The organism is Kamptonema formosum PCC 6407, assembly GCF_000332155.1.
Classification (GTDB): domain Bacteria; phylum Cyanobacteriota; class Cyanobacteriia; order Cyanobacteriales; family Microcoleaceae; genus Kamptonema; species Kamptonema formosum.
The window spans coordinates 829,941-844,370 of record NZ_KB235898.1; the positions used below are offsets into that span (position 1 = coordinate 829,941).

A 14,430-nucleotide genomic window follows, 5' to 3' on the forward strand; every position below is an offset into this window, starting at 1 on the left:
TGCTTGAGGGCAAACTTGCAATTTTTAGTAGCCTCGGAATTGTTCTACGGCTTCGGTGTAACGAATTGGCAGAACGTATTCGAGGTTTTCGTGAGGGCGGGCGATGATGTGGGTGGAGACTACTTCTCCGCCGTTTACCCGTTTGACTGATTCAACGCCGGCGGCGACTGAGGCTTGCACTTCTGAGACATCGCCCCGGATGATGACTGTCACGCGGGCGCTGCCGATTTTTTCGTAGCCGACAAGGGTGACGCGCGCAGCTTTCACCATCGCGTCAGCGGCTTCGACTATAGCCGGGAAGCCTTTTGTTTCAATCATTCCAACAGCAATTGACATATTCGATCTCCTTTGAGATTTAGCAGAATCAAAGGTGCAAATCTTTGAGATTTCTGAAAATTTGGACGGGAAGCCCCACCCATTTCAGCCTGGGAAAACGGTTTTAACGTTACCTATTTTAAGAATAGGAGAATGGGGCCCCGTTGACAATATAAACCGCCATTATAATTTTTAATAAGAAAAATTAAATTTAGTAATGCGTCAATTAACTTAATAATTCTTTAATAAAGTTAATATTCATAGATGTACTTGCCTTTCAATTATCGCAATTATGATCTAATTTGTTGAATAAGTAAATATGCTGATATAACTTCAGTTTGCTGTGGGGGATGGGGCAGATTTTTGGCGATCGCACTTTCTACTATTTGGGGCTCAAAGCGGTATATTTAAACAAAATAGAAAGTATTTTGCCAAAACTCTATAATCCAACTTTGGTCTGACTTCTAGAGTTGATCGGACTTACGCGGCAGATCCCCCAAACCCCGATTTTCGGGGGCAATTCCTCAAAGTGAAATTTCAAGGATAAATTCAATGACTCAGTTCCTCCTGCAAAGCTGTTGGTGGATACCTTTATACGGCGTGTTCGGTGCGGTTTTAACCTTGCCTTGGTCAACTGGAAGCATCCGCAGGACGGGCCCTCGGCCAGCGGCCTACTTTAATTTATTGATGACTGTGTTCGCCTTCATACATGGGTCAATTTTATTCAGGGCGACTTGGGGTCAAGATCCTCAACAGTTACTCCTGCATTGGCTACAAGCGGGTGACTTAGATTTGTCTTTTGCTCTAGAAATCTCCTCATTGAGCGTGGGTGCAATGGAGTTGGTAACGGGTTTGAGCTTGATAGCGCAAATCTATGCCTTGGGATACATGGAAAAAGACTGGGCTCTGGCTCGATTTTTCGCGTTGCTGGGCTTTTTTGAAGGGGCGATTAGCGGGATTGCGATCAGCGATTCGCTGTTTCTGACTTATGCTTTGCTGGAAATGCTGACGCTTTCGACTTATCTATTGGTGGGGTTCTGGTACGCTCAACCTTTGGTAGTGACGGCTGCTAGGGATGCGTTTTTGACGAAGCGGGTGGGTGATGTGTTGCTGCTGATGGGAGTGGTGACGCTTTCGACGCTGGCGGGGAGTTTGAATTTTGCGGATTTGGAACGGTGGGCACAAACTGCAACTTTACCACCGCTGACGGCGACTTTGTTGGGCTTGGCTTTGATTGCCGGGCCCATTGGCAAGTGCGCTCAATTTCCCCTGCATTTGTGGCTGGATGAGGCGATGGAGGGGCCAAATCCGGCTTCTATTTTGCGGAATACGGTGGTGGTGGCGACGGGAGCTTATGTGTTGATTAAGCTACAGCCTGTTTTGGCGCTGTCGCCGCTGACTGGTATGACTTTGGAGATTATTGGGACTGTGACTGCGATCGGGGCTTCGCTGGTAGCGATCGCCCAAATTGATATTAAGCGGGCATTTTCCCATTCGACAAGTGCTTATCTGGGTTTGGTGTTCATTGCGGTGGGTCAGAATCATGTAGATATAGCTCTGCTGTTGCTATTTACGCACGCGATCGCCAAAGCCCTATTATTTATGAGCGCCGGCTCAATTATTTTGACAACTAACACTCAAGACTTGACAGAAATGGGTGGTTTGTGGTCAAAAATGCCTGCTACAACTATTGCTTACGTTGTCGGCGCTACAAGTATGGTGGCGGTACTACCCCTGGGAAGTTTTTGGGCGATGCGGCGCTGGATTAATGGTTTTTGGATAGTTCCTTGGTGGCTAGTTGCAGTGTTGCTGTTGGTGAATTGTTTAACGACTTTGAATTTAACTCGCGTATTTGGTTTAGTGTTTGCGGGCAAATCGCAACCGAAAACTCGCAGAGCTCCAGAGGTAGCATGGCCGATGGCTGTACCAATGGTATCGATGATAGTGGTAGCGCTATTGATGCCTTTGATGTTGCAGAACTGGCAATTATTAATTAGTTGGAGTGGCCCTTGGGTTGACAATTCTGATGTCTGGTCTTTACAACAGATTATTAATCAGTTAGATGTACCTTTATTGGCCCTGTCTGGCTTAGTTGGGGCGGTAATTGGAGGGGCGATTTACATTTACGATCTGTGGCCGAAACCAGTGCGCCTCCCTTGGAAGTATTTGCAGGATTTGTTTGCTTATGACTTTTATATTGACCGGGTTTATCGGTTGACTGTGGTGTGGGCGGTTGAGATGATTTCCAAGGCTAGCGCTTGGGTTGACCGCTATGCGATCGATGGGGTAGTTAATTTGTTTGGTTTAGCCACTCTTTTTAGTGGAGAAGGATTGAAGTATGGCGTTACTGGGCAGTCGCAATTTTATGTGCTGACTATTGTTGTGGGAGTGGGGATGTTGTTATTCCTGATGATTGGCATCTTTTAACCCCAGAAGTTGGGTTAGCCGCCGCGCTTTGGCCGATGAATGCAGATGAATTAAATTTCTATTGGGGGATTTGTATTTGTTTGCATTTTCATCTGCAATCTATTAGTTTTTTTTGGAAGTGGGAAAGGTGGATTTTGATATGATATCACTCAAACTCAATGGGTGTGCAATAGGGGGAAAGTTAATTGATGCTTAGTGCTTTAATCTGGATACCAATATTAGGGGCGGCTGTAATTGGGTTTTGGCCAGGAGTCATCGCGCCTAATATTTCTCGGAAGATCTCGCTTGTAATTGCTGGTGCAGCTTTCCTGTGGTCTGTATTCTTAGCAACTCAGTTCGATCCTAGTGTTGGTGGTTTACAGTTCTCTGAATTTCTCCCCTGGATAAAACCCTTGGGATTAAACTATAACCTGGGTATTGATGGCTTATCTTTACCTTTGGTAATTTTAAATAGCCTGTTGACAGGTATCGCCATCTATAGTACAGATGAATCTATCCACAGACCGAGAGTTTATTATGCTTTAATGCTGCTGATAGCTGGCGGAGTTGCTGGTGCATTCTTGGCTCAAAATTTGTTGCTGTTCTTCCTATTTTTTGAGATAGAACTAATCCCACTTTATCTGCTAATTGCCATTTGGGGAGGCGCTCGCAAAGGCTATGCAGCTACTAAGTTTTTGCTCTACACTGCGGTTGCGGGAATTCTGGTATTAGCATCTTTCTTAGGTGTAGTTTGGTTCAGCGGGGCTGGCAGTTTTGATTTAGAAACGTTGCAGGCATCGTCTTTACCATTGAGAACCCAAATCATTTTACTAACTGGAATTTTGGTAGCATTTGCAATTAAAATTCCTTTAGTTCCCTTTCATACTTGGCTACCTGATGCTCACGTTGAAGCTTCCACACCAGTTTCCGTATTACTAGCAGGCGTACTGCTGAAATTGGGAACTTATGGGATGTTGCGATTTGGGTTAGGTTTATTTCCCCAAGCGTGGGCAATCTTATCCCCTTGGTTAGCAAGTTGGGCAGTTGTCAGCGTGCTCTATGGGGCAAGTTGTGCGATCGCGCAAAAAGACATGAAAAAAATGGTAGCCTATAGTTCTATCGCCCACATGGGTTATATCCTATTAGGAAGTGCCGCCGCTACTCCAGTGAGTTTAATCGGAACTGTCCTGCAAATGGTCAGTCACGGCTTAATTTCCGGGCTGCTATTTCTCAGCGTTGGTGTTGTTTACAAAAAATCCGGCAGTCGCGATTTAGACACAATTAAAGGTTTACTCAATCCCGAACGTGGATTGCCCATGATTGGAACTTTAATGATTTTAGGAGTAATGGCAAGTGCAGGTATCCCCGGCATGGCGGGATTCATTGCTGAGTTTTTAGTGTTTCGGGGAAGTATGCCTGTATTTCCCGTGCAAACATTGCTGTGCATGATTGGCACGGGCTTAACTTCAGTGTACTTTTTAATCATGGTTAACCGCGCCTTTTTCGGTCGGCTTTCCGATTTAGTGATTAACTTACCTCAAGTATTGTGGCGCGATCGCATTCCCCCAATGATACTAGCTGTAATCATTATTATTTTAGGATTGCTGCCCAGCGTAGTAGTTGGACTCAGCGAGGCCACAGCCACAGCAATAGTAGCACCAGTGCAGTCTGTAGTCCAACTATCTCAAAGCTTTGATTCAAAGCTCTAGTAAACAAGCATCTCAGTCCTTTTGAAAGTTTTTTACTCTGACATGACTTACGCAGGATCGCAGTACGGCCGCCATCTTGACGGTGACTTTACCGCCAAGATGGTAGCGTTACGTAAAGCTTGCGTAAGTTCTATCTGAAAAGGAATAAATTGCTTCTTTCTTACTAACCCAAAACAGTCAGAATAAGAACAGATAAAAAAATAGTTATAGAGAGTGAACCCAAATGACAAGAACTGCATTAAAACCATCTACCCATATTCTCAGCTCTTACATCCAACGTTTAGAATCTGGCGAAGCTTTACTTCCTGACTCAGCCGAAAATCTCGTAGAAGTCGTAGGGATTCTGAAAAGTTACGGTGTAGTTATTGGCGCTTATTCCGACAATCTGATCTACATTGCAGATAATCAATTTTTAGAACTTTTCCCCTTTTTCAAATACTTTAACGGCGAAATTAATCTGCCTAAATTGCTGCGTTACTGGTGGCACGATCGCATCAATTATGAATATGCCGAGTATTGCATGAGAACGATGCTTTGGCACGGCGGCGGCGGTTTGGATACTTATTTAGATTCGCCAGAATTTTGCCACCTTGCTGAGAAGGCCATCAAAGCTAAAGTTAAAGGAAATTGGCCAATTCTAGGACTCAATCGACTATTCCCTGACTTTTTGCTCGAACAAGTGCGAGTGCTAGCTTACTACAGCGGTTTAGGGCAATTCTGGCGAGTAATGAGCGATATGTTTCTTGCTTTATCAGATCGCTACGATAAAGGAGAAATTAAATCAATTCCACAAGTTGTAGATCATATTAAAGCTGCTTTAGTAAAAGCAGCAAATAACCCGATTACCTACAGCGTCAAGATTGGCAATGAAGTCTATGATATCCTTCCTGCTGCTGCTGGCTTGACATTTTTAGTAGATGTCGCCGTGCCTTATGTCGAAGCGATTTTCTTCCGGGGAACTCCTTTCTTTGGCGTAATTTCCTACAATGCTCAAGCTCATCAAGTACCCTCAAATCAAGCAGACTTTGCCTACGGTGCTTTATATGCTGACCCTTTGCCGATAGGAGGTGGTGGCATTCCGCCGACTCAAGCAATGCAGGATATGCGGCATTTCTTGCCAGAGTATTTGCACGAAATTTATCGCATGAGTTGTCGGGGTGAAGATGATTTGCGGGTGCAAATTTGTCAGAGTTTTCAGAAGTCAATGTTTTGCGTAACAACAGCCGCAATTTTAGGATTAGCACCTTATCCGATTGATACTTCTGATGCGGAGGAACAAAAGGCTAATCGTGCTTATTTGGAAAATTGGATGGATCGATTTGTAACGTCTCAATTAGACTTTGTTAATAAGCCAACGGAAAGAGCCTGTCAACTTTTCCCGGAAAGAAAGAGTTAGAATTAGCTCTTTGCATAGGGCCCAGAAACCGGGTTTTTTACGAAAATACTTCGTTATAACCCATAGACTCGGCAAAAAACCCGGTTTCTTTAGTCGCAGAGTAATTACCAATTACCAATTACAAAAACTGACTATTAGCAAAACGAACAGTTTAAGCTACAACAAAATTAACCAACTTTCCTGGAACCACAATCACTTTTTTAATCTCCTTACCTTCAAGGTAACGCTGTGCAACCTCCGACTCACGAGCATACTTTTCTAAAGCATCCTTATCAGTAGTAGCAGGAACTTGAATTGTGCCGCGAGTCTTGCCCATAATTTGAATCACCAGAGTAATTTCATCAGCAATTAAAGCAGAGAGATCCGCAACAGGCCAAGTTTGATGATGTACAGATTCACTATTGCCAATAATCTGCCATAACTCCTCAGCAATATGCGGCGCAAAAGGTGCTAAGAGCAAAATTAGCGTTCTCATACCTTCAGCATAAATTGGCGAGTCTTTGCAAGTAGAATCGCTAATTGCATTACTGAGCTTCATCATTTCAGAGACAGCCGTATTAAATTGATAATCCCCCTCTAAATCCTCCGTTACTTCCTTAATTGCCGTGTGAATTGCCCGCCGTAAATCCTTCTCAACTTTGCTCAAAGAGGTAGGAACTTCCTCCTGTTTACCAACAGAATTGGGAAGAGTAGCACCAAACTCCGTTACCAACCGCCAAACGCGATTTAAAAAGCGAAATTGCCCTTCAACATCAGCATCATCCCACTCCAAATCTTTCTCTGGTGGCGCTTTAAATAAAATAAACATTCGCGCCGTATCTGCCCCATATTTAGCCATTACTTCCAAGGGGTCAACACCATTATATTTCGATTTGGACATCTTTTCATAAAAGACTTCCAAGGCTTCGCCGGTCTGCGGATCTTTAGGATTAGTAGAGTCTATGTTTGCTGAGGGAACGTATTTCTTAGTCACGGGATTTTTATACGTAATTCCCTGTACCATCCCTTGAGTTAATAGCCGCTGGAATGGTTCGTCAAAATCGATCAAACCGCAGTCTCGCAATACCTTGGTAAAGAAGCGCGAATACAATAAGTGTAAAATCGCGTGTTCGATTCCTCCTACATATTGATCTATCGGCATCCAGTCATTTGTCTTTGCCGAATCAAACACGCTTTCCTCATTATTGGCATCGGGAAAACGCAAGAAATACCAGGAAGAATCAATAAAGGTATCCATCGTGTCAGTCTCCCGCTTTGCAGGCGTTCCGCAACTAGGACAAGGCACATTTACCCAATCTTCTAAATGTGCTAAAGGCGAACCGCCGCGCCCTGTAAATTTCACATTTTCTGGCAATAATACAGGCAAATCTTCATCAGGTACAGAGACACTTCCGCACTGAGGACAATGAATTACTGGAATGGGTGCTCCCCAATAACGTTGACGAGAAATTAACCAATCTCGCAAGCGATATTGTACTCGCGCTTTGCCATAACCTTGATTTTCGGCGTGGCGAATAATAGCTTCTTTCCCCTTAGTTGAAGCCATACCATTAAACTCACCAGAATTAATCATAATTCCAGGTTCAGTATAAGCTGCTGTTAGTGGAAGTTCATCATCATCGACAATTACAACTTTAATGGGCAACTGATTTTGATTAGCAAATACAAAATCCCGCGTATCGTGAGCAGGTACGCCCATAACTGCCCCAGTGCCGTATTCAAACAGGACATAATCAGCAATCCAAATGGGTATTTCCTCATTTGTAAAAGGATTAATTACTTTGCCACCAGTGGGAATACCGCGCTTGGGCTTATCTTCGGCTGTCCGGTCTAATTCACTTTGGGTAGAAACTTCTTTAATAAAGGCTTCTACAGCAGTCATTCTTTCAGTTGTTGTTACTTTCTTTGTTAAAGGATGTTCCGGTGCGAGGACAATGTAAGTAACACCATAAACCGTATCGGGTCGAGTAGTAAATACGCCTATTTTTTCATCCATTCCCACAATAGGAAATTCTAAATAAGCGCCTACAGATTTGCCAATCCAGTTAGCTTGCATTAACTTAACTCTTTCCGGCCAACCTGATAATTTATCCAGGTCATTTAATAGTTGTTCGGCATAGTCAGTAATTTTTAAGAACCACTGGCGCAACATTTTGCGCTCGACTATTGCACCAGAACGCCAAGAACGCCCCTCACTATCAACTTGTTCATTTGCTAATACTGTCTGGTCGATTGGGTCCCAGTTCACGGCTGCTTCTTTTTGATAAGCTAATCCCGCTTTAAAAAATTGTAAAAACAGCCATTGCGTCCAACGATAATAATTAGGAGAACAGGTCGCAACTTCTCGGCTCCAGTCAATAGAAAAGCCGAGTTGTTGCAATTGATATCTCATCTGAGCAATGTTTTGATATGTCCACTTTTCAGGGGGAATGCGTCGCTCGATCGCGGCGTTCTCTGCGGGAAGCCCAAAGGCATCCCACCCCATCGGATGGAGCACGCGATAGCCTTGCATCCGCTTGAGTCTGGCAATTACGTCGGTAATCGTGTAGTTGCGGACGTGACCCATGTGCAGATTGCCAGATGGGTACGGAAACATGGACAGGGCATAAAATTTAGGTTTGTCTGAGGTTTCTGGCGTTTTGTCTAAGCCTTGTTCAGTCCAAGCCTTCTGCCATTTTTGCTCGATGGATAAGGGGGTGTATGGTTGCACGGAAGTCTCTCTTGCTTAGTCAGTCATATTTATCTTTACTATAGCGGTTTTCAGTTAACTGTTAACTGTTAACTGTTAACTGTTGACTGTTAACTGTTAACTGAAAACTGGTAAGTAGGTGAATATAAATAAACGTTATAACTTGTAAGGTGGCGCTCGCCTCTTTCAAGAATTCAAAATGTAAAATTAAAAATTAAAAATTTAATTAATTGCCTTTTTAATTTTTAACTTTTAATTTTTAATTGGATTTAGCGATGAATTACAAGCGATTGGCGGCGAGCGCCCACCCTACTTTTAATTATGTCCGATCGCTTAATCGCGAATTAAAAGTGTAGGTAGCCAATAAAAAACTGCTATTTCATCTATGGTATAATTATTTAATTGATTTAATCTATAGTTTTGACAGAGCGATCGCCCCATCAAATTAACAATCGAATGGACTTGGAAATACCGACTGAGTTTTGGCAGGGAGTGCAACAGTTTAACGATCGCGAGTTCTACGCTTGCCACGATACTCTAGAGGCCTTGTGGATGGAAGCAAGCGAACCCCAGAAAAGGTTTTATCAAGGAATCTTGCAAATTGCCGTCGCCCTCTACCACTTAGGCAATCGCAACTGGCGCGGTGCGGTAATATTACTGGGAGAAGGAATAAATCGACTGAACTATTATCAGCCCACTTACGCGGAAATTAACGTTGAAGATTTAATCGGGCGTAGCGCTCAACTGTTGAATGCTTTGCAACAGGCTGGCCCAGAGAAAGTAAGTGATTTTCTGCCAATGTTAACAGGTGTAGAGCCTCCAGGGAGTTTGGAGTTGCCGAGAATTTGCAAAGTGACAGCAAATTAACCCTATTTCAGCAGCAGGCAGAAGGAAAAAAGCGATAAAATCCTTCCAGTTTCAGCAAACCAGCAAAATAGTCGATTGATTAGGCGGTTGTATTGCTAGGATGATTGGATAAAATACCTAAGTGGTCACTCCCTCAGTACCAAAGCTGGAGGTTTCCCCTTCAGCATATTCTCCAATTTCTGAGCCTCACACGCTATGATGTTCTCCGCTAAAATACTTAACTCACTTACATTCAAAGGCTTAGCACTGCTATTGCCCTTTACCCTAGCAGGCGCGATCGCTTCTCCCACCTATCCCCAAGCCAACCCGCCCAGCAAAAGTGGGCCCGGTCGCACCCTCACAGTGCGTTCTGACATCCAAGAAGCCGACTCAAAAACAGGCATCGTCACCGCACGCGGTAACGTCCAGATTAACTATCCCTCCCGGCAAATTCAGGCAACCGCAACTCAAGCTCAATATTTCAGCCGCGAACGCCGCATCGTCCTCCGAGGTGATGTTTACGTCTTGCAGGAAGGTAACAGTTTGCGCGGCGAAACCGTGACCTACCTGATCGACGAAGGACGCTTTATCGCCTTGCCAGAGTCCCAAGGACAAGTCGAATCGATCTACATCGTCTCCCCAGAACAGGACGCAGCAGCTCAAAGCACCGCCAGCCCGGAAACTCCTCCCTACAATCCCAAACCAGCCTTTAAAACGCCAATGAGTCCTCCCACAGCCCCTCGGCAATAGATAGGCGATCGAGGAAATTTTGCCTGTAAAAATCTACCACTGTAGATAATTCCGCGATCTTGCTTCGATCCAGGCTCGATCCATTGGACTTTAAAATTTTAAAGTGTCTGCTGTGGAGGCTGCTGCGCTCAAACATGAAAATTGTTCTGGAAAATATTCACAAATCCTATGGAAAGCGCCCCGTTGTCAGTAGAGTTAACATTTCAGTAACCCAAGGGGAAATAGTGGGATTGCTCGGCCCCAACGGTGCAGGCAAAACCACAACCTTTTACATAGCTACAGGTTTAGAAAGACCGAATCAAGGTATAGTTTGGCTTAACGATCTGGACATCACAGGCTTACCAATGCACAAGCGAGCGCATTTGGGTATCGGCTATCTTGCTCAAGAAGCCAGCATTTTTCGGCACTTGAGCGTCCGGGACAATATACTGCTAGTGATGGAGCAAACTAAAGTACCGCGCCGCGAGTGGCGGGAGCGACTCGATTTTCTATTGCGGGAGTTCCGTTTAGAAAGAGTGGCAAATAATTTAGGGGTACAGGTTTCAGGGGGAGAGCGCAGGCGCACAGAATTGGCAAGAGCTTTGGCCGCAGGGCCAGAGGGGCCCAAGTTTCTCTTGTTGGACGAACCATTTGCGGGGGTAGATCCGATCGCCGTGTCGGAAATTCAAACTATAGTAGCTAAATTGCGCGATCGCGACATCGGCATTTTAATCACTGACCACAACGTTCGAGAAACCCTAGAAATCACAGACCGAGCTTACATCATGCGAGACGGGCAAATTTTAGCTTCCGGGGGAGCTGAAGAACTTTACAGCAACCCCTTAGTGCGACAGTATTACTTAGGCGACAGTTTCCAGCGCTAGCCAGCTTTAAGAGGGGGAGCAGGGGAGCGGGGGAGCGGGGGAGCAGGGGAGCAGGGGAGCAGGGGAGCAGGGGAGCGGGGCAACTTAATCAATTAAAAATTAAAAATGCAAAATTAAAAATTGTGAGATTTAATTTTTAATTTTTAACTTTTAATCGATTGGAGGGAGCGGAGTCAATGAGAACACTAAAGTGATGAAATTAGAAATATCCAAAACTTTCAATTCGTTTAGCTGGCGGCTTCCCAGAATTTCGGTAATGGATTGGTACCTTACCAAAGAACTCATCGGCCCATTTTTGTTTGGCGTTGGCCTATTTTCATCAGTCGGCGTAACTGTTGGAGCCGTATTTGAATTAGTGCGAAGAGTCACAGAATCAGGCTTACCCTTCAGCACTGCCATCCAAATTTTTCTGTTGAAAATGCCCTATTTCATTGTATTGGCATTTCCCATGTCAATGCTATTGGCAAGTTTAATGGCTTATAGCCGAATGTCTAGCGACAGCGAAATCGTAGCTCTCCGCAGTTGCGGTATTAATGTCTACAGGCTAGTAGTACCAGCAGTTATTCTGAGTTTGGCTGTTACAGGTATGACTTTTGCGATGAACGAGTTAATCGTTCCCGCTGCTAACTATCAAGCAACTGTTACTCTAGATCGAGCTCTAAAGCGAGAAAAACCCCTATTTCAAGAGAAAAACATTTTCTATCCAGAATTTCGTAACGTTGACAAAGGTAATGGTGAAGAAAGCGTACTTACGCGCTTATTTTATGCCGAACAATTTGACGGTAAGCAGATGAAAGGTTTGACTATTCTCGATCGTTCCCAACCGGAACTAAACCAAATTATCTCCTCAGAATCAGCTATTTGGAACCCAGCTCAAAATTCCTGGGATTTTTTCAATGGTACTGTTTACATAGTTGCTCCTGATGGCTCTTACCGTAATATTGTCCGCTTTGAACATCAACAACTACAATTACCTCGCACCCCTTTAGACTTAGCCGCAAAAGCGCGGGACTATGGGGAAATGAACATTGCTCAAGCTATAGATTATTTGAATTTAATTCGATCGAGTGGCGACGAGCAGAAAATTCGTAAGCTTAAGGTGCGAATTCAAGAAAAGTATGCTTTGCCTTTTGTTTGTATTGTCTTTGGTTTGGTAGGAGCTGCTTTGGGAACTAAGCCACAGCGGACTGGTAGAGCTACCAGTTTTGGGATTAGCGTGATCGTAATTTTTACTTATTATGTATTCTCTTTTATCACCAGTTCAATGGGCTTGAAAGCTATTTTGACTCCAGTAATGGCTGCTTGGCTACCGATGATTTGTGGTTTGGGGGTAGGCGGGTTACTGTTAGTGCGTGCTTCGCGGTAAGGCTAAATTGAGGATGAGGAAAGAAGAAGGAAGAAGGAAGAAGGAAGAAAGATTTAGTTATCTAGGAGAGAAGGAAGAACGCTTATACAGCAAACTTTTTAGCCATCAGTATCTTATGTTTAATTAAGTGGATTTACTTACTTCGTTTTGACTTCTGCCTCCTGCATAGCAGCCTTCTGCCTCCTGCATAGCAGCCTCCTGCCTCCTGCCTCCTGCCTCCTGCATAGCAGCCTCCTGCGTGACCTACAGATTCTCTAAAAAACCCGGTTTCTGGAGCTGTGAGCCTAAGTCCTCAAACTAAATCACTGCCACACAAGAACTTTTGCTTCGTATTCTGCCAGATCGAGAATAATATTATCATCGCCAGATTCTACATCGTAATTGCCAGTCCACTCGTGCCAAGTCCCATTAGCTGGGAAATTAGGAACGCTATAGCCAGCCAAGTAATTATCTGAGAAATTGACTACAACTACAACGCGAGAGCCTTCATCATTCCAGCGAGTATAAGCGAGAACTTTTAATTCAGGATCTTCGTGGAAAAATTCGATATTTTCCGTGTAGAGCGCGTGGTTTTCTCTACGGAGGTGAATCAAGCCTTTGTAATATTGAAACAGACCGCTATTCAATTCATTTCCTAACAGCGTCCAATCGATTTTAGCTTGTTCAATTGTTTTGTATTTGTACTCGCCAAATTCTTCACCCATCCACAGCAGCGGCACACCAACGGCTGTCATTACTATAGCAGATCCCAACTTCGCGCGCTTAAATGCTGCTTCATCTAAGATGCCGCGATCGCCTAGTTCTGCCATGACATGATTATGGTCGTGATTTGTCAGATAATTGACGACATTCGTAGTACCCATATACCCTTGTCGCTTGCAGTCAATGATATCTTTCAGATTTTCTAGATCGACGGGTTCACCGCAGAGATATTCAATAATGCAATGATAAAAACTGTCGTGCCAGCAGCCATCCATCGGGCCGTCTACATTCGTGATGCTAGGATTGTCGGGAATGAATTCGGCAATGTTATAAAAGGGTTTCGGGCCCGCAACTTGTTTCGCTTCGTTAGTTATCCAGTGCATGAAATCGTAGTTGGCAATTTGCCGAGCAGCATCGTAGCGAATGCCATCAATGTGATATTCTTGCACCCAAAAACGTACTACGTCTCCAATGAATTGCCACGCAGGTTTTATATCTAAATTTTTATCGTAGAGCTCGTAGTTGAATTCCGGCCCCCAGTTGTTATCAGGATCGCGGGGAGAGTGGTGATACCAATAATCGTGATCGATTTGGGTGAGAGGACTGGATGATTCTGAGTGGTTGAAAATCCCATCCATGATTACACGGATGCCGCGACCATGACACTCGTCGATCAGGTTTTTTAAGCCTTCTGTGGTGCCGTAGCTGGACTCTGTAGCTAAGAAGTAGCGGGGGTTGTAACCCCAACTGTAGTCGCCTGGGTATTCCTTGACTGGCATTAGTTCGATCGCGTTGATGCCGAGATCGCACAGATAATCTAATTTTTCGACGACGTGCTTGTATTTGCCACGAGCGTAGGGATCGTCTTCGCCGCCAGAAAAGTCGGCGACGTGGACTTCGTAGATGACTAATTCGCGATCGCTTGGTAGGGGTGTATCATCGTGTTGCCAGACGTAGGTATCGACTATGCGATCGCCATCTTTGATGCGGACAATGCCGTTTTGGGTGGGGTTATCAATGTCGGTAGCGTAGGGATCGACTATTTCTATCCATTGATCTGGTTCTACAAACCAACTTTTTGACTGAATTTTAAATTTATATTGATAGCTACCATCTTCCAATTCGACTTGAGTACGGAAAAAACCATCCTCTCCTTTTTCCATGGGGATTTCCTCCCAATTAGAAAAAGTCCCGATCAAGGCAGCTCCTTTGTTGTAGGGAGCAAACAGCTTGAATTCAATTGGACTAGCCATAATTACCCTTTGATTTAAGATATTTTGAAGTTGATATCTTGATTGTGGCAAACTCAAGCGAACTCAGGCATCTTTCTTGAGTATAGTATTTCCATCTCGCCATCTATTCCTCAAGATTTGCAGAGCGCTAAGGGT

General features: G+C 44.3%; 10 protein-coding genes. 7 read left to right on the forward strand and 3 right to left on the reverse strand.

The features are described 5' to 3' along the window. Positions 1-24: 24 nt before the first annotated feature. On the reverse strand, positions 25-336 hold the full coding sequence (locus OSCIL6407_RS0103575) for a carbon dioxide-concentrating mechanism protein CcmK (protein ID WP_007357821.1): 312 nt from the start codon (positions 334-336) through the stop codon (positions 25-27). A gap of 531 nt (positions 337-867) precedes the next feature. Between OSCIL6407_RS0103575 and OSCIL6407_RS0103585 the strand changes: the two genes are divergently transcribed. From OSCIL6407_RS0103585 to OSCIL6407_RS0103595, 3 genes are all read left to right on the forward strand, one after another. Continuing rightward, entirely contained in the window at positions 868-2,742 is a 1,875-nt protein-coding gene (locus OSCIL6407_RS0103585) for an NAD(P)H-quinone oxidoreductase subunit F (RefSeq protein ID WP_007357822.1), read from the forward strand. Positions 2,743-2,930: 188 nt separating this feature from the next. Beyond that, positions 2,931-4,430, forward strand: a complete 1,500-nt coding sequence (locus tag OSCIL6407_RS0103590; RefSeq protein ID WP_007357823.1) for an NADH-quinone oxidoreductase subunit M — start codon at positions 2,931-2,933, stop codon at positions 4,428-4,430. 223 nt (positions 4,431-4,653) lie between these two features. After that, complete coding sequence (locus OSCIL6407_RS0103595) at positions 4,654-5,826, forward strand: CO2 hydration protein (protein ID WP_007357824.1); 1,173 nt, start codon at positions 4,654-4,656, stop codon at positions 5,824-5,826. A gap of 151 nt (positions 5,827-5,977) precedes the next feature. Here OSCIL6407_RS0103595 and leuS read toward each other — a convergent pair whose 3' ends face one another. Continuing rightward, positions 5,978-8,536, reverse strand: a complete 2,559-nt coding sequence (gene leuS / locus OSCIL6407_RS0103600) for a leucine--tRNA ligase (protein ID WP_007357825.1) — start codon at positions 8,534-8,536, stop codon at positions 5,978-5,980. A gap of 435 nt (positions 8,537-8,971) precedes the next feature. Between leuS and OSCIL6407_RS0103605 the strand changes: the two genes are divergently transcribed. From OSCIL6407_RS0103605 to OSCIL6407_RS0103620, 4 genes are all read left to right on the forward strand, one after another. After that, entirely contained in the window at positions 8,972-9,382 is a 411-nt protein-coding gene (locus OSCIL6407_RS0103605) for a DUF309 domain-containing protein (protein WP_019486921.1), read from the forward strand. A gap of 195 nt (positions 9,383-9,577) precedes the next feature. Next, positions 9,578-10,111 carry an LptA/OstA family protein gene (locus OSCIL6407_RS0103610; protein WP_026103645.1) on the forward strand — a complete coding sequence of 178 codons (534 nt, stop codon included), beginning with the start codon at positions 9,578-9,580 and terminating at the stop codon, positions 10,109-10,111. A 134-nt stretch (positions 10,112-10,245) separates the two neighbouring features. Then, complete coding sequence (lptB, locus tag OSCIL6407_RS0103615; protein ID WP_019486923.1) at positions 10,246-10,974, forward strand: LPS export ABC transporter ATP-binding protein; 729 nt, start codon at positions 10,246-10,248, stop codon at positions 10,972-10,974. A 193-nt stretch (positions 10,975-11,167) separates the two neighbouring features. Next, positions 11,168-12,340 carry an LptF/LptG family permease gene (locus OSCIL6407_RS0103620; protein ID WP_019486924.1) on the forward strand — a complete coding sequence of 391 codons (1,173 nt, stop codon included), beginning with the start codon at positions 11,168-11,170 and terminating at the stop codon, positions 12,338-12,340. A gap of 302 nt (positions 12,341-12,642) precedes the next feature. On the opposite strand, the gene OSCIL6407_RS0103635 is transcribed toward OSCIL6407_RS0103620, so the two are convergent. Continuing rightward, positions 12,643-14,295 (reverse strand): alpha-amylase family glycosyl hydrolase, encoded by a 1,653-nt coding sequence (locus tag OSCIL6407_RS0103635; RefSeq protein WP_007355561.1) that lies wholly within the window; start codon positions 14,293-14,295, stop codon positions 12,643-12,645. Positions 14,296-14,430 lie beyond the last annotated feature (135 nt).

Coding starts and splice junctions, on each gene's coding strand:
- OSCIL6407_RS0103635 (WP_007355561.1), bottom strand. CDS start 14,295: ATGGCTAGTCCAATTGAATTCAAGCTGTTTGCTCCCTACAACAAAGGA.
- OSCIL6407_RS0103620 (WP_019486924.1), top strand. CDS start 11,168: ATGAAATTAGAAATATCCAAAACTTTCAATTCGTTTAGCTGGCGGCTT.
- OSCIL6407_RS0103605 (WP_019486921.1), top strand. CDS start 8,972: ATGGACTTGGAAATACCGACTGAGTTTTGGCAGGGAGTGCAACAGTTT.
- OSCIL6407_RS0103610 (WP_026103645.1), top strand. CDS start 9,578: ATGATGTTCTCCGCTAAAATACTTAACTCACTTACATTCAAAGGCTTA.
- lptB (WP_019486923.1), top strand. CDS start 10,246: ATGAAAATTGTTCTGGAAAATATTCACAAATCCTATGGAAAGCGCCCC.
- OSCIL6407_RS0103590 (WP_007357823.1), top strand. CDS start 2,931: ATGCTTAGTGCTTTAATCTGGATACCAATATTAGGGGCGGCTGTAATT.
- OSCIL6407_RS0103585 (WP_007357822.1), top strand. CDS start 868: ATGACTCAGTTCCTCCTGCAAAGCTGTTGGTGGATACCTTTATACGGC.
- OSCIL6407_RS0103575 (WP_007357821.1), bottom strand. CDS start 336: ATGTCAATTGCTGTTGGAATGATTGAAACAAAAGGCTTCCCGGCTATA.
- OSCIL6407_RS0103595 (WP_007357824.1), top strand. CDS start 4,654: ATGACAAGAACTGCATTAAAACCATCTACCCATATTCTCAGCTCTTAC.